The organism is Mycobacterium talmoniae, assembly GCF_001854525.1.
Classification (GTDB): domain Bacteria; phylum Actinomycetota; class Actinomycetes; order Mycobacteriales; family Mycobacteriaceae; genus Mycobacterium; species Mycobacterium talmoniae.
In genome coordinates, this window is sequence record NZ_MLQM01000138.1 from 1 (window position 1) to 14,824 (window position 14,824).

Annotated in this window: 16 protein-coding genes; 11 read left to right on the forward strand and 5 right to left on the reverse strand. The window is 67.8% G+C overall.

Going from position 1 to position 14,824, the window contains the following annotated elements; translation table 11 throughout:
* A partial coding sequence (locus tag BKN37_RS20235) for an Rv0361 family membrane protein (protein ID WP_207547271.1) occupies nucleotides 1-383 on the forward strand: 383 nt, incomplete at its 5' end.
* A 14-nt stretch (nucleotides 384-397) separates the two neighbouring features.
* Nucleotides 398-880 (forward strand): Rv0361 family membrane protein, encoded by a 483-nt coding sequence (locus BKN37_RS28925; RefSeq protein ID WP_131823657.1) that lies wholly within the window; start codon nucleotides 398-400, stop codon nucleotides 878-880.
* Between the two features lie 41 nt (nucleotides 881-921).
* Here the strand turns inward: BKN37_RS28925 and mycP are convergent, their stop codons facing one another.
* The gene (gene mycP, locus BKN37_RS20240) at nucleotides 922-2,274 is read right to left on the reverse strand and encodes a type VII secretion-associated serine protease mycosin (RefSeq protein WP_071028755.1); all 1,353 of its coding nucleotides are present in this window, start codon (nucleotides 2,272-2,274) and stop codon (nucleotides 922-924) included.
* Nucleotides 2,271-2,480: a hypothetical protein gene (locus tag BKN37_RS28930; protein ID WP_131823658.1), complete on the reverse strand. Its 210-nt coding sequence runs from the start codon at nucleotides 2,478-2,480 to the stop codon at nucleotides 2,271-2,273. Before BKN37_RS28930 ends, mycP begins: the two co-directional genes overlap by 4 nt.
* Before the next feature lie 616 nt (nucleotides 2,481-3,096).
* Between BKN37_RS28930 and rplM the strand changes: the two genes are divergently transcribed.
* The 3 genes from rplM (at nucleotide 3,097) to glmM (ending at nucleotide 5,446) form a co-directional block, all read left to right on the forward strand.
* Entirely contained in the window at nucleotides 3,097-3,540 is a 444-nt protein-coding gene (rplM, locus tag BKN37_RS20250) for a 50S ribosomal protein L13 (protein ID WP_071028757.1), read from the forward strand.
* Nucleotides 3,537-4,010 (forward strand): 30S ribosomal protein S9, encoded by a 474-nt coding sequence (rpsI, locus tag BKN37_RS20255; protein WP_071028758.1) that lies wholly within the window; start codon nucleotides 3,537-3,539, stop codon nucleotides 4,008-4,010. Before rplM ends, rpsI begins: the two co-directional genes overlap by 4 nt.
* A 98-nt stretch (nucleotides 4,011-4,108) precedes the next feature.
* Nucleotides 4,109-5,446: a phosphoglucosamine mutase gene (gene glmM, locus BKN37_RS20260; protein ID WP_071028759.1), complete on the forward strand. Its 1,338-nt coding sequence runs from the start codon at nucleotides 4,109-4,111 to the stop codon at nucleotides 5,444-5,446.
* Nucleotides 5,447-5,555: 109 nt separating this feature from the next.
* Here the strand turns inward: glmM and BKN37_RS20265 are convergent, their stop codons facing one another.
* The gene (locus BKN37_RS20265) at nucleotides 5,556-6,599 is read right to left on the reverse strand and encodes an LLM class F420-dependent oxidoreductase (protein WP_071028760.1); all 1,044 of its coding nucleotides are present in this window, start codon (nucleotides 6,597-6,599) and stop codon (nucleotides 5,556-5,558) included.
* A 49-nt stretch (nucleotides 6,600-6,648) separates the two neighbouring features.
* Nucleotides 6,649-8,082, reverse strand: coding sequence for a carotenoid oxygenase family protein (locus BKN37_RS20270; RefSeq protein WP_095407150.1), 1,434 nt, complete (start codon nucleotides 8,080-8,082; stop codon nucleotides 6,649-6,651).
* A gap of 20 nt (nucleotides 8,083-8,102) precedes the next feature.
* Between BKN37_RS20270 and BKN37_RS20275 the strand changes: the two genes are divergently transcribed.
* The 4 genes from BKN37_RS20275 to BKN37_RS28670 all read left to right on the forward strand — a co-directional run bounded on the left by BKN37_RS20275 (nucleotide 8,103) and on the right by BKN37_RS28670 (nucleotide 10,055).
* Nucleotides 8,103-8,552 (forward strand): SRPBCC family protein, encoded by a 450-nt coding sequence (locus BKN37_RS20275; protein WP_105369242.1) that lies wholly within the window; start codon nucleotides 8,103-8,105, stop codon nucleotides 8,550-8,552.
* Nucleotides 8,553-8,786: 234 nt separating this feature from the next.
* Nucleotides 8,787-9,443, forward strand: a complete 657-nt coding sequence (locus BKN37_RS20280; RefSeq protein ID WP_095407151.1) for a TetR/AcrR family transcriptional regulator — start codon at nucleotides 8,787-8,789, stop codon at nucleotides 9,441-9,443.
* 34 nt (nucleotides 9,444-9,477) lie between these two features.
* A complete protein-coding gene (locus BKN37_RS29295) occupies nucleotides 9,478-9,651 on the forward strand; it encodes a hypothetical protein (protein WP_158260358.1) in 174 nt (57 codons plus the stop codon).
* Nucleotides 9,652-9,749: 98 nt separating this feature from the next.
* Complete coding sequence (locus BKN37_RS28670; RefSeq protein ID WP_105369241.1) at nucleotides 9,750-10,055, forward strand: hypothetical protein; 306 nt, start codon at nucleotides 9,750-9,752, stop codon at nucleotides 10,053-10,055.
* A gap of 11 nt (nucleotides 10,056-10,066) precedes the next feature.
* On the opposite strand, the gene BKN37_RS20290 is transcribed toward BKN37_RS28670, so the two are convergent.
* Nucleotides 10,067-10,906, reverse strand: coding sequence for a dienelactone hydrolase family protein (locus BKN37_RS20290; protein ID WP_071028767.1), 840 nt, complete (start codon nucleotides 10,904-10,906; stop codon nucleotides 10,067-10,069).
* A 67-nt stretch (nucleotides 10,907-10,973) separates the two neighbouring features.
* Here BKN37_RS20290 and glmS point away from each other — a divergent pair, with 67 nt between their 5' ends.
* Both glmS and BKN37_RS29590 read left to right on the forward strand, forming a co-directional pair.
* A complete protein-coding gene (glmS, locus tag BKN37_RS20295; RefSeq protein ID WP_071028765.1) occupies nucleotides 10,974-12,842 on the forward strand; it encodes a glutamine--fructose-6-phosphate transaminase (isomerizing) in 1,869 nt (622 codons plus the stop codon).
* 107 nt (nucleotides 12,843-12,949) lie between these two features.
* Complete coding sequence (locus tag BKN37_RS29590; protein ID WP_207547272.1) at nucleotides 12,950-14,668, forward strand: type II toxin-antitoxin system Phd/YefM family antitoxin; 1,719 nt, start codon at nucleotides 12,950-12,952, stop codon at nucleotides 14,666-14,668.
* Nucleotides 14,669-14,824: the final 156 nt, after the last annotated feature.

A 14,824-nucleotide genomic window follows, 5' to 3' on the forward strand; every position in this document is an offset into this window, starting at 1 on the left:
CAACGCCCCCCACGTTGGAGCCGCTGGAACCGCCTGCGCCCCCGCCGGACCCCAGACCGGTCCAGCCACCGGCCCCGGTCGGGTCATCGTCGAACACCGGAGCCGACGACGCGGCGATCCGTCAGGTCGTGGCGGCGTCGACGGGGGCCTACAACGCGGAGGACTGGGACGGCTTCATGGCCCAGATCTGCTCGGCCAGGGCGGGCAATTTCAACCTCGACATGATCAAGAATCAGCGGGCCGAGCGGGGACCCATGCAGGTGACGGTGACCGCGGTGACGGTCACCGGTGACAGCGCCACCGCGACCACGGTGATGACCCAGCGGGTCACCGTCACCGCGCCGTACCACATGGTTCGGGAAAACGGCTGGAAAATCTGTTGATCGTGGTACCGCCGGTGACCGTGGTGGTGCGTGGGTTCGCTCTGGTGGCGTACGCCAGCGTGCTGGCGTCGGGCGCGGTGGTGGGACCGCCGGCACTGGCCGACCCGACACCCCCGACGTTGGATTCGCTGGAACCACCCGCGCCGCCGGCGCCTCCTGCCCCCGTCGCAGCACCTAACCCGCCGCCCGCGGCCAGCAAGGCCTCCGATGAGGCCGGGATACGCCAGGTGATCCAGGCTTCAGTGAGTGCCTTTAACTCCCAGAATTGGGATGCGCTCAGCGGCCTGTACTGCGCTGCGAAGCAGGCAGGGTTCTCCGTTGGCCAGATGCAGGAGTCGTACAACGAAAGCGCGCCGATTCGGATTGCGGTGAAGGCGGTGACCATAGCGAACGACCAGGCATTTGTGCCGATAGTGCTGACCGACCGCAACGGCGCTGCCTCGATGGTGTGGAACATGGTGCGGGAAAACGGCTGGAAGATCTGCGGCGGCGGCTAGCGCACAGCTGTGGATTGACGACGCGGCGGTTCCCGCGCGCGTTAGTCGCCCGCGACGCCGCGCCGAGCGAGCCGGCCGGCGCTCGGCCGGCGTAGCCGTCGGGCAGCCAGCGCCACCACCAGCACGGTCAGGCACACCGCGGCGCCTCGGATCGCGGTGCCGTGTGGGCGCCGGTCGACGGACGCGGGCGCCAGCGCCGGGGTCACCGGTACCGGCAGCGGGGTCGGCTGGGCAGGTGGGGCCGCGGACGGCGCCTCGGCGCTAACCGCCGCCTGCGCATCGACGACGCCGTTGCCGACAACCGGATTCCAGCCGCCAACGGGCTGGTGGGCGGTGGCTTCGATGCGCGCCATCACCTGCCGCGCGGTCAGGGCCGGGAAGCGGGCCCGGATCAGCGCCGCCAGCCCGCTGACCACCGGCGCGGCGTAGCTGGTGCCGGTAATCGGTCCCTGATCGCCGTGGCTGTCAAGCGCGTTGACCATTGCGTCGCCGACCGGGCTCAGCGACAACACCGCCTCGCCCGGGGCGGCGACATCCACCCAGGGGCCGGCGAGGGTGAACGGTGAGGGCGCACCGTCGCCGTTCACCGAGCCGACGGTCAGCACGTAATCGTCGTACCAGGCCGGGCTGACCGCCACCGAGGCGTTGTCCGAACCCGGGTCGGTCTGCTGCCCCGGACACTGCCCGGGCCCGCCGGTGTTGCCGGCCGCGGCAACCACGACCGCGTCCTTCCCGTCGACCGCGTAGGCCAACGCGGCGCCCAGCGCGCGGTCGTCGAGCCCCGCGTCGGCGGACACGCACGCCACCGACGAAATGTTGATCACCGTGGCGCCCAGGTCGGCCGCGGTGCGCACCGCCCGCGCCAGGGTGTCGACATCGCCGACGCCTGGCCGTCCCGGGTCGGCGCGCGGACCGAACTTGGTGCTGGACTGGCGGATGCTGAGCACGGTCGCCTCCGGGGCCACCCCGGCGAAGCCGTCGCCGGAATCCGGTGCGGCACCGATGATCCCGGCGACCACGGTGCCGTGCCCGTCGCAGTCCTGGGTGCCGTCGCCGGTGAACACGTAATCGCCGCCGGCCACCAGGTGCGGTAACCGGCGATGCCGCGCCACCCCGGTGTCGATAACGGCGACCCGCTGTCCCGCACCGCGGGTCAGTCGCCACAGCTGCGGCAACCCAAGCGCGTCGAGCTGGCTGGGCTGACCACCGCGCTGCGGGTCGAAGGCCGGCACCGTGCACACCTCACGCTGCACGGTGGGCTGCGGCGGCGCGGGCGCCGCCGGCGCGGGCAACCAGGTGTCGTCGATCGGCGGCGGCGACACCGCGTGGCCGGGCGCCGCCAGGCACGGCGCCAGCCCGAGGAGCGCCGCGGCGGGCGCCCACCACCGGGTCATAGCAGGGCCAAGCCGCGCGCGGCACCGAACAGCCCGCAGACCAGCGCCGACACCGCCGCCGCGGCCAGGGCGGCCAGCAGCGCATTGGGCGGTCCCGGGCCGCCGGGTAGCGCCACAAAGCCGGCGACGGCCGCGGTCGGGTCGTCGCGGTAGTAACCCCGGGCTGCCGCGATGTCGATCAGCGAGGGCGTCAGGGTGGCGGGCATCAGCGTGTTCTCCTTCGCGATGCGGATTTCCGGCACCGTAGTCGGTGCGCGCTCACCGCGTGTGCGCTGTTCCACAGGCGAGGTGCCGGTGGCGGTCGCCGCTGGGCGGCGCACCGGTTGGGCTGACCCGTCGGCGAAACCCACCGGAACCAAACCGGCCGGGTCGCAGTCCAACTAGGTGTGAACGCATTGAGCACCGATTGCGAGTCGATGCGCGCGGTCGCCGCCGACCTGGCGAACACCGCCCATCGGGCTGCCGGGGTGTGGGGGAGATAAGCGGGCGGTGTGGCCTCGATGGAGGGGAGTCATCGGGCCACACCCCTTCGCATCGCGCGAAGCCGGCGCGTGGGCGTGCAAGCGGGGCGGGCCCCCGATCGCCCCGCGAGATTGCAGCCAGGCAGCGATCCGCTCGATGTTTCGCTGCCTGGTTTCCATCTCGCGGCGTTGTGGGGTGGACCCCGTTTTGACCTGCGTCGATGCCCGCCGGTAAGCTGCCTCGTTGGCGTGCGGTACGCACGGGTCTCGGGTCACTGTCGGTCGCCGAGAACAGCCCGGCCGTCGTCGCCGGACCGGCACCCGGTCACCAACCGGGATTCAACCCGAGAAAAGGAGCGCTGTGCCTACCTACGCGCCGAAGGCGGGTGACACCACGCGGTCGTGGTACGTCATCGACGCCACGGACGTGGTGCTCGGCCGTCTCGCCGTCGCGGCAGCCACCCTGCTGCGCGGCAAGCACAAGCCGACGTTCACGCCCAACGTCGACGGTGGCGACTTCGTCATCGTCATCAACGCCGACAAAGTTGCCATCAGCAGTGACAAGCCGAAACGCACCTGGATCTACCGCCACTCGGGTTACCCGGGCGGGCTGCGCAAGCGCACCGTCGGCGAGATGATGCAAAGCCGTCCCGACCGCGTCGTCGAGAAGGCGATCGTGGGCATGCTCCCCAAGAACAAGCTGGGCCGCCAGATCCAGCGCAAACTGCGCGTCTACGCAGGCCCGGAGCATCCGCACACCGCTCAGCAGCCGATTCCGTACGAGATCAAGCAGGTGACGCAATGACCGAGACCGTGACCGAGGAGGCCGGCGCCGTCGACGCGGTTGCCGAGAGCCCCGAGGCCGTCGCCCAGGAACCGGTGTACCTCGAGCGTCCGATCCAGACGGTCGGCCGCCGCAAGGAAGCCGTGGTGCGGGTGCGGCTGATGCCCGGCACCGGCAAGTTCGACCTCGACGGGCGCAGCCTGGAGGACTACTTCCCCAACAAGGTGCACCAGCAGCTCATCAAGGCCCCGCTGGTGACCGTGGACCGGGTCGACCACTTCGACATTTACGCCCACCTCGACGGCGGCGGCCCGTCCGGGCAGGCCGGTGCGCTGCGCCTGGCCATCGCCCGCGCGTTGATCGTCGCGCAGCCCGAGGACCGGCCGGCGTTGAAGAAGGCGGGCTTTTTGACCCGTGACCCGCGTTCCACCGAGCGCAAGAAGTACGGTCTGAAGAAGGCGCGGAAGGCCCCGCAGTACAGCAAGCGGTGATCGCCGGTCACATTCTGGCCGCGAGCGTGCGCCAAAACGGTCCTTTGTTGGCGTGTCGGGCCGGGGACACGCACGCTCGCGGCGGATAAAGGATGGCTATGGGTCGACTATTCGGCACCGACGGCGTTCGTGGGGTCGCCAACCGCGAGCTGACCGCCGAGCTTGCGCTCGCCTTGGGCGCGGCGGCGGCGCGCCGGCTCGCCGACACCCGCCGGGGCGGCCGCCGCGTCGCGGTGGTCGGTCGCGACCCGCGGGCCAGCGGCGAGATGTTGGAGGCGGCGGTGATCGCCGGGCTGACCAGCCGCGGGGTCGACGCGCTGCGGGTCGGGGTGCTGCCCACCCCGGCGGTGGCCTATCTGACCAGCGCCTATGACGCCGATTTCGGGGTGATGATCTCGGCGTCGCACAACCCGATGCCCGACAACGGGATCAAGATCTTCGGGCCGGGCGGGCACAAACTCGACGACGCCACCGAGGATCAGATCGAGGCCCTGGTCGCTGCGGCGCCGGGGCCCCGTCCGGTCGGCGCCGACATCGGGCGCATCGTCGACGCCCAGGACGCCCTGGACCGCTACCTGCGCCAGGTCAGCAAGGCCGCGACGGTGCGGCTCGACGGGCTCACCGTGGTGGTGGACTGCGCGCACGGTGCGGCGTCGGCGGCGGCGCCGCGCGCCTACCGGGCCGCCGGTGCCAACGTGATCGCGATCAACGCCGAACCCAACGGGCTCAACATCAACGACGGCTGCGGCTCCACCCACCTGGATGGGCTGCGCTCGGCGGTGCTGGCGCACCGCGCCGACCTGGGCCTGGCGCACGACGGGGACGCCGACCGGTGCCTGGCGGTCGACGCCGACGGTGCCGTCGTCGACGGCGACGCCATCATGGTGGTGCTCGCCCTCGCCCTGCGCGACGCCGGGGAGTTGGCCGCCAACACGTTGGTGACCACCGTGATGAGCAACCTGGGGCTGCACCTGGCGATGCGCTCGGCCGGCGTCACGGTGCGCACCACCGGCGTCGGCGACCGCTACGTCCTGGAAGAACTGCGCGCCGGCGGGTACATGCTCGGCGGGGAACAGTCCGGCCACATCGTGCTGCCGGCGCTGGCCACCACCGGCGACGGCATCATCACCGGTCTGCGGCTGATGTCGCGGATGGCCCAGACCGGGGTGCCGTTGGCAGGCCTGGCGTCGGCGATGCGCACGTTGCCGCAGGTGCTGATCAATGTCGCGGTCGACGATAAGGCGACCGTCGCCGCCGCGCCCTCGGTGCGCAGCGTGGTCCAGCAGGTGGAAGAGGAGCTCGGCGACACCGGGCGAATCCTGTTGCGTCCGTCCGGAACCGAGCAGATGGTCCGCGTCATGGTGGAAGCCGCCGACGAGGACACCGCGCGCCAGCTGGCGCTGCGGGTCGCGAAGTCGGTCAGCGCGCAGCACTGAGCGCCGCCTTTGATCCCTGGCCGCGAACGTGCGCAAAATGCCAGTCTGAGCCCGTCCCGGGCGTACATTTGCGCACCCTCGCGGGGGGATAGCAGGCCGGGCGCTGAGATCAGCCGGGCAGCAGCTGCCGCAGCTCCTCCACGTAGCGCACGGATTCGGCGGGCTCGGTGGTCAGCGGGTTGACCAGCAGCGTCGTCACCCCGGCCGCGGCGAACGCCGCCACCCGCTCGGCGACGAAGCCGCGCGGGCCGATCAGCGACACGTGGCGCACCAAGTCGTCGGGCACGGCCTCGATCGCCTCGGCCTTGCGGCCGGCCAGATACAGCTCCTGGATGCGGTCGGCGACCTCGCCGAACCCGTATCGGGTGGCCAGGTTGTGGTAGAAGTTGCGGCCCTTGGCGCCCATGCCGCCGATGTAGAGCGCCAACTGCGGCTTCACCCAGGCCAGCCGGTCGGCCACATCGTCGCCGATCGCCAGGCTGGCGCTGACCATGACGTCCAGCGGCCCCAGCGCCGGATCGCGTTTGGCGAACCCGGCGCGCAACGATTCACCCCAGACCGCGTCGGCCTTCTCCGGGTAGAAGAACACCGGCTGCCAGCCCTCGGCGATCTCGGCGGTCAGCTCCACGTTTTTGGGTCCCAGCGCGGCGATGGTGATCGGAATCCGTTCGCGCACCGGGTGATTGATGAGGTGCAGCGGCTTGCCCAGTCCGGTGCCACGGTCGGCGGGCAGCGGTAGCTGGTAGTACTTGCCGTCGTAGCGGACGTCCTCCCGGCGCCACACCTGCCGACAGATCTCGACGACCTCCCGGGTGCGGCCCAACGGCGCGTCGAACGGGACCCCGTGGAAACCCTCCATCACCTGGGGGCCCGAGGTGCCGATGCCGAGGCGGAACCGGCCGTCGGAGACGTAGTCGAGGCCGGCGGCGGTCATCGCCAGCAGCGACGGCGTGCGGATGTAGATCGGGACCACGCCCGAGCCCAGCTCGATCGTCGAGGTCTTGGCGGCCAGATACCCCAGTTGGCTGATCGCGTCGTACGAGTAGGCCTCGGCGACCAGGGCGATGTCGACACCGACCTTCTCGAGTTCGACGACATGGGCGACGGCTTCCTTGAAGCCGCCGGCGTAGTTGAGGAAGATGCCGGTTCGCATCACCGATGTATACCACCAACCAGTTGGTAGGGCGAGCCGGGGGTGGTGCTCAGCCGTCGACCCGGCTGCCGGCGACCCGCGGGGTGAAGCAGCCGTGGAAGGTCAGCGGCAGGTGATGCCGTAACCGGCCGGTGTACACCGGGCCGGCGGCCAGCTCCTTGGCGTCGAAGATCAGTAGGCTGGCGACGTTGTTGACGCCGTCCTCGCTGACCACCAACAGCCACCCGTCGTCCTCCGCGGTGGCGTCGGGCCGGGCGGCGAAGATGCCCTCGTGCGGCAGGTGCCCGGCCGGCAGCTCGAAGGTGACCTCCTTGCCGGTGGTGTTGTCCATCTTGGCGACCGCGTTGGGATACACGTTCTCGTCGGTGCTCGCCGACAGGTAGGTGTACCGGTTGCGCTGGCCGGTGCGGGTCAGGTTGAACGTCGGGAACTCGCCATACAGGTCGGTGAGCTGCTCCTGAGTGACCTTGTCTCGCGTGATCCGCATCCGCAGCAACTGCCCGCCGTAGGGCATGGTGGCGGTCTGCACCAGCGTCTGCACCGAGGACAGCTGGCCGTTGAGCTGTTCCCAGGAGGCGTGGTAGTTCACCATTTCGACGACGGTGTCCGCGCCGTCCTCGTAGGCGTTGGCCAGGTGCAGGTGCAGTGTGGCATCGGTGTGCAGGACGCGGGGTTTGCCGCCGTCGCGCGGCACCAGACCGATCATCGTGCCCCGCGACCCGTCGTACTCGATGGCGTCGATGAAGTTGCGCATCCCCAGCCCGGCGCTGAGCATCTTGGCCGGCGGGAAGACCAGCGGCGGGATCGCGAACACCATGTGCCGGGCGGTCAACCCGACGTCGTGGTTGAACATCGGGGCCGGCAGGTTCAGGTGGCCCAGCCGGTGCATGTGGCCGGCGCGGTCGACGCGGTAGCAGATGAGCCGGGGGATCGGCATCATCGCCAACCCGAAGTTGAACAGGTCGCCGGTGCTGTGGTCCCACTTCGGATGCGCGGAAAAGGCGCCGAGCCATTTCAGTTCGCCGTCGAAGCGGTGGATGCCGATGGTGTCCAGTGTGTCGGGGTTGATTTCGGTGGGCGGGCCGCCTTCCCACAGCGCCAGCAGCTTCCCGGCGTGCATGACGACGCCGGTGTTGGCGACGTTGGCGGGGAACCGCAGCGCATTGGCCAAGATCCCGCCCGGCCGCATCGTGCCCAGCGCCCGGAACGGGGCGCCGTTCGACACCAGGGATTTGCGGTAGTGCTCGGTTTGGATGTAGCGGTTGCGGTAGTGCAGCTTGCCGTCGGCGATGGTGAACATCGACAGCATGCCGTCCCCGTCGAAGAGGTGGCCGAGTTGCTGGCCGCCGGCGTCCAGCTTGCCCGGTCCGTTGCGGTACAGCGTGCCCTGCAGCTCCGCGGGCAGTACCCCTTCGTAATCGTCGACGGTGTAGTCGTATTCGTCGTAGAGCGGGGCGTAGGTGGTGAAAGCCGAGCTGGTCATCGCTTCTCCTCGGTGATCGGTTGGGCCGCGGCGGGTCGGACCTGCAGCGTGCAGGACAGTCCCGGCACGATCCGGATGGTCAGCAGGCGCGCCCGGTGGTGGCCGAGGCGATGCGTGCGCAGTTGGCCGCGGCCATTGGCACCGACTTGTCGGCGGTCAGCGGTAGCGAGATCGGGGACGCCATCGAGTATTTCGCGTCTCCCAACACGGCGCTGTGGATTGGGGCACCGTTGACCTGGCGGTTCCGCCCCTACGGCAACGACGCGGACCGGTGCATGTTCGACGAAGATTACAGCGCGGCCCCCAAGTCGGGCGGACTGTGCGCGGTGCTGAACCAGGATCTGTTCAACCTGGCCTGGGCGCGGCATGGCTTGAAGTCGATGACCAAACCCGCGGTGACGCTGACGGGCTATCAGGAGATCCGGATCCGGCAGTTCCATCAGGACCTCGACGCGTATCTGCAAGCCTAACGAGGGATTTCACGCCTCGAGTTGTCCGGTCACGACCCAGCGCAGGCAGTGCCGCAGAAGTCGAAGCTCGGTATTAGTCAGTTCAATAATTAATTCGTAACATACATCGCGTGAGGCGTCAATGAGCCGGGGCACCTCCGGGCACGTGCGCGGCTGTCGACCGAGTTATTAAGCCGCAGCTGGAGTCTCCACATTGGGAGCCCGAATCTCGTTGGGTTGCGCCATGATGGTCGGGTGACCGATGCGAAGACGAAGCCCGGGCCCGGGCGTCCGGCCGGGCCCGACAGCGGCGATACCCGGCAGCGGGTGATCGACGCGGCGTGTCGGTGTTTCGCGCAGCACGGTTACGGACCGGCGACCAACAGTTTGATCGCCGAGCTGGCCGACGTCACCGCCGGCGCGGTGTACTACCACTTCGGCACCAAGAGTCAACTCTTCGATGCCGTCTGTGAGGATGTGTACGGCAAGATCATCGCGCGGTCGACGACGGCCGTGATGGCCAGTCCGCGATCGGTTCGCGGCCTGCTCCGCGCGGTCCTGGACGAGTCGATGCGGATCAACCATGAATCCCCGGAACTGGCCGGCTTCGTCGCCACCGCGCCCATCGATGCGCGCCGCCATCCCGAACTCACCGAGGCGTTTGTCAAGCAGGCGACGCGGATGACCGAGACGTTGGCGACGGCGGTGCGACACGGCCAGGACCACGGACTGATTCCCCCCGACCGGGACCCCGTCGACGTGGCGCATCTGATCAGCGCGATCGTCGACGGCTTCGCGCACGCGGCCGCCGCCACCGACCCGGTCGCCATGGATGCCCTGACCGAGGCGTTCGAATCGCTGCTGCTCGATGCCGCCGACGGGCCGGGGCGTCGCTCCGGCAAATCCGAGTAGCCGCCGCGCTGAGCTGTGACGCTGACAGTGGAACGTGGGGTTATCCACTCCCGACGCCCAGATGGTGCTGGCCGAAACCCCCACTGAGGCAAGGATTCTCCGCGAGGAGGTGTTCGGTCCGATCGCGGCCACCACCGGATTCGACGGGGAAGGCGGTGCTGAGGAAATCGAGGAATACCTCGAAACCAAGTACATCGCGCTGCCCTAAGCACGTGGCGGCCGCACAAAATTTCCGTCTATGAGCCCCCTACAGCTCCCGTAGATTGATCCCGGTAACTGGTCGCTGCGGGCTTGGGAGGAGCAACAATGACGGATCTGGCGGGGGCGTACATTTCCGCCCGAGGGGCGGGGCTTGGGTTTTTGTTCGCCCGCATGGACTGGCGGATCTCGTTGAGCATCGCGGTGATCTGCCTGATCATCTGGGGGATCGTCAAGGCCGTCGGCTCCCAGAAACAGGATCAGCAGGGCCAACCGCAGCAGCAGCCGCCGCAGCAGCCCTACGGCGGACAGCCGCCGTACCCGCCGCAACAGGGCCAGCCGCCCTACCCGCCGCAGCAGTCGTACGGCGGTCAGCAGGGTCAGCCGCCGTACCCGCCGGCGGCCAACGGATAGCCGCGAGTCCGCTACTTCAACAGGGCGGCGATCTTGTCTTCCAGACCGATCGGCGGCGCCGTGACGTCGACCGCCTCGGTCCGGGGCAGCTGCGCGTCGGGATCGGCGAATTCCCGGTAGGTCTTGTCGCCGGCGAGCGTGTAAAGCAGGTACCCGGTCAGCAGCGCCCGCACCGCCTTCTGCGTCTTGCGGTCCGAGCTGCCCAGCCCGACCGCCTGCGTCAGCCGGCGTCCCTCGGCCAGCCCCGCGGTCTTGGCCTTGCTCACCGTGCGCACCACCGCGCCGTCCCACGCCCTGGCTAGCTCCAGGGCGTTCGACCGCAACGTCGTGGGATCCCCGGGCGCGGCCAACACCATCCCCGGGACGCGCAGCGTGGCCGCGGGTTCCTCGGCCGGTGGTTTGGTGGCGGCCGGAAAGACCGCGACCACCGCTTTCGGCTTGACCGGCAGGCCGGCGGCGGCGAACACCGCGGCCGACCCGCCGAAACCGTGGCCGGCCACCCCCAGCTTGGTGGGATGCACGCTGATCTTTCCGGGACCCAGCCGCACCCCGGTGGCGATGTCCAGGGCGGTGCCCAGGTCGAAGGCCAGGTTCAGCACCGACGGCGCCAACCCCCGCTCGGTATCGGGGGCGGCGGCCACGATGCCCCACGACGCCAGGTGCTCCAAGAGTCGCGCGTAACGACCGACACCGGTCAGCCAGTCATGACCGAAGGCGATACCGGGCAGATTCAGCCCCGATTCCGGGGTGTACACCACCCCGGGGAGACCGGCAAATGCCAGGTCACCACGCAAAACGCGGTGTGGGCCGCGCCGGGTCAATGCGGCGAAAAGCTTCTTCGTGCTGGCCACCGCTTGACCGTAGCCCACGCGGCGAGCGGGCGGGGTCAAGGCCGCGCCTGCACTACCCTAGTGGGCTATGTGTGGAATCGTCGGCTACGTCGGGCATCGGCCTGCCTGCGACGTCGTGCTCGACGGGCTGCGCCGGATGGAGTACCGAGGCTATGACTCGGCGGGCCTGGCGCTGGTCGACGGGGACGGCGAGGTGACGGTGCGTCGTCGCGCCGGTCGGCTGGCGAACTTGGAGGCCGCGGTCGCCGAGATGGACCCGGCGTCGCTGACCGGCACCACCGGCCTGGGCCACACCCGGTGGGCCACGCATGGGCGGCCCACCGACCGCAACGCCCATCCGCATCGCGATGCCGCCGGCAAGATCGCCGTCGTCCACAACGGCATCATCGAGAACTTCGCGGTGCTGCGCCGCGAGCTAGAGGCCGCCGGGGTGGAGTTCGCCAGCGACACCGACACCGAGGTGGCCGTGCACCTGGTGTCACAGGCGTATCACCACGGCGCGACCGCCGGGGATTTCGTCGGCTCGGTGCTGGCCGTGCTGCGGCGGCTGGAAGGCCACTTCACCTTGGTGTTCGCCAACGCCGACGAGCCGGGCACCGTCGTCGCCGCCCGCCGCTCGACCCCGCTGGTGGTCGGCATCGGGCAGGGGGAGATGTTCGTCGGCTCCGACGTGGCCGCGTTCATCTCCTACACCCGCGATGCCGTCGAGCTGGGGCAGGACCAGGCGGTGGTGATCACCGCCGACAGCTATGCGATCTTCGACTTTTACGGCCACGACGACGCCGCCAACGCGCGACACTTCCACATCGACTGGGATCTGAGCGCCGCCGAAAAGGGCGGCTATGAGTACTTCATGCTCAAGGAGATCGCCGAGCAGCCCACCGCGGTGGCCGACACCCTGCTGGGCCATTTCGTCGACGGCCGCATCGTGCTGGACGAGCAGCGGCTCTCCGATCAGGAACTGCGCGAGATCGACAAGGTGTTCGTCGTGGCCTGCGGCACCGCGTATCACTCCGGGCTGCTGGCCAAATACGCCATCGAGCACTGGACCCGGCTGCCCGTCGAGGTGGAGCTGGCCAGCGAGTTCCGCTACCGCGACCCGGTGCTGGACCGCAGCACCCTGGTGGTGGCGATCAGTCAATCCGGGGAGACCGCCGACACCCTGGAGGCGGTGCGGCACGCCAAGGAGCAGAAGGCCAAGGTGCTGGCGATCTGCAACACCAACGGCAGCCAGATCCCGCGGGAATGTGACGCGGTGCTCTACACCCGCGCCGGACCCGAGATCGGGGTGGCGTCGACGAAGACGTTCCTGGCCCAGATCGCGGCGAACTACCTGGTCGGTTTGGCGTTGGCGCAGGCCCGCGGCACGAAATACCCCGATGAGGTCGAGCGCGAATACCGCGAGCTGGAAGCCATGCCCGATCAGGTGGCCCGGGTGCTGGCCGGCATCGAACCCGTCGCCGCGCTGGCCGAACGGTTCGCGCGGTCGTCGGCGGTGCTGTTTTTGGGCCGCCACGTCGGCTACCCAGTGGCGTTAGAAGGTGCGCTCAAACTGAAAGAGCTGGCCTACATGCATGCCGAGGGTTTCGCCGCCGGCGAGCTCAAGCACGGCCCGATCGCGCTGATCGAGGACGATCTGCCGGTCATCGTGGTGATGCCCTCACCCAAGAGCGCCGCGACGTTGCACGCCAAGCTGCTGTCCAACATCCGCGAGATCCAGACCCGCGGCGCGATCACCATCGTGATCGCCGAGGAGGGCGACGACACGGTACGGCCGTACGCCGATCACCTGATCGAAATCCCAGCGGTGTCAACGCTTTTCCAGCCGTTGCTGTCGACGATTCCGCTGCAGGTGTTCGCCGCGTCGGTGGCCCGGGCCCGCGGCTACGACGTCGACAAGCCGCGGAACCTGGCCAAGTCGGTCACCGTCGAGTAGTCAGCCGTTGATGTCGGCGACGGCGCCGCCGAGCGGTTGCACCCAATGCGGTTTCGGGCATTTCGTTAGCGCGGAGGAGTTCGCCGAAGGACGGCTATCATGCTGGCATGCGACGAGGAATAAAGCCGAGGAGCAGAATCGCTCACGCGGCTGCGTTGGCTGCAGAAATATTGATCGGCAGCCGCGGGCCGTGCCGGGATAGCGGGCCTGGAGTCACCTCGGCGTCGCCGCAGGGTGTCGCACGTGATGAAGTCGCAGCCTCTAGCTTCGACAAAGCGGTTGTCCAATCTCTGGAAAAGACGTACGAACAAGACGAGATCCTGCGCCATCAACGTCAACGTTCGATGCTCATGAAGCTAATTCCAATCGCGGCGATCTTGCAATTGCTCATCTCGGCGAATATGCTGGTTGTATCGCTTGCGAATATAACCAAGCCAAGGCGGGGCGCACCTTTTGAGCAAGTCTCTGAATGGTGGGAATTTCTTCATGGTCGGTTTACCCCTAGCCTTGCGCTTGGCATCATTCTGGTCTTGCTTGCCCTGGTAGCGACGATAAACATTGCGATCGCGGTGAACGGCCCTAGCCCCAGGCGTGAAGATGAAGTTGCCATCCGGGAATGGCGGAAGCTTCTCGAATATGCGCTGCTGATATCGGCAAGCTTAGCGTTGTTGTTTGGCATCACGCAGCTTTCAAGCATCGATACGCTCACAGACCAAGGAAACGCGACCGCGGCCCTCTTGCTGATGGTACTGACTGTATTTCTCGCCATCAGCAGTGCTGAGTATATTGATTCAACCGAACGTGTTCGGGGCTTTGTTCGCAATGACAGGAGAATAGCAGAGACAAAGAGCTGGGTGGCTGAGCTACGGGCTCGTGGCGTGACAGTATCGCTGTCAGATACCTCGGGCAACTCAGACGGGATTCTAGTTGCTGTCCTGGTTAGGATGGCTGTCGTTGGGTTAGTGTCAACGCTGTACACTGCTGCGGCTATCGCCAGCATGGCAGTCATGAATGGCCGGTTCCCGACCATCTTGCCGGGAACCGTGAAGCTATTCGTATTGGTATTTTTCTATTCCGCCCTTGTCGGCTATGTTGTTGCGTGGTTTGCGGTGGAGCGTTGGTCGACAGTTAGAACCCGGTTCATTCGATGGCGGCTTGATATTATGCCTCAGCTCCTACGCAGAATGTACCTCATTTTTGTGACGCTGATTCTATGGATACTCGGTTTCGCGGACTCCGGGCCTTGGCGCGCTTTCTACCTGGTTGCTATCTGCGCCGGCCCATTTATCGTGTCACCCGCGTTCGCGTGGGTGGTGCTGTCGGCAACTCGACAAAGCAGCTACTCCGGCACTCAATTTGGTCGCCTTGCGGCGTGGCTTGCCGGCCCAGTTTGGCGGGTCGTCGACCGATCAATATCTGCCAGCTATACGGCTGCTATCCGTGAGCGGGAACGCGCGTATGACGAGGAAGTAAGGTCAATGAGTGTGGTGTCGGCACGCGAGTCTTCCTATGACCCGAGGGCCATGTTAGCCCGTGTCGAGAAGGGCGAGACGGTCGAGATCACCCGCCACGGCACAGTCATCGCCACGGTGATCCCCAGCCAGCAAAAGAAGCGGAGTCGCATTGAGGAACTCGTGGCATCCGGGGCCATTCGATTGTCGGGAAAGACGACAAGCGACCTCGACACGTTCACGCAATTTGAGGTAGATCCTGACGTCGATCCGCTGCAGGTGCTGTTTGAGGATCGGTATGGTGAACGCGAGTGGGAGGGAAAGCTGAGCAACGAGATAGTGGGTCGAGGTGAAGCGACCGAGGGGCCAGTCTAGTGCTCTACCTCGACGCGTCGGCGATCGTAACCCGACTTTTATCAATTTAGTGCGCACCGCTTGAGCGGATCTTGGCCAGTGCGGTGGCGAGGTCGACGGGGATGGGGTCGGCGGCGGCCAGGGTTTGGTCGCCGACGGCGATGGTGACGGTGCGGT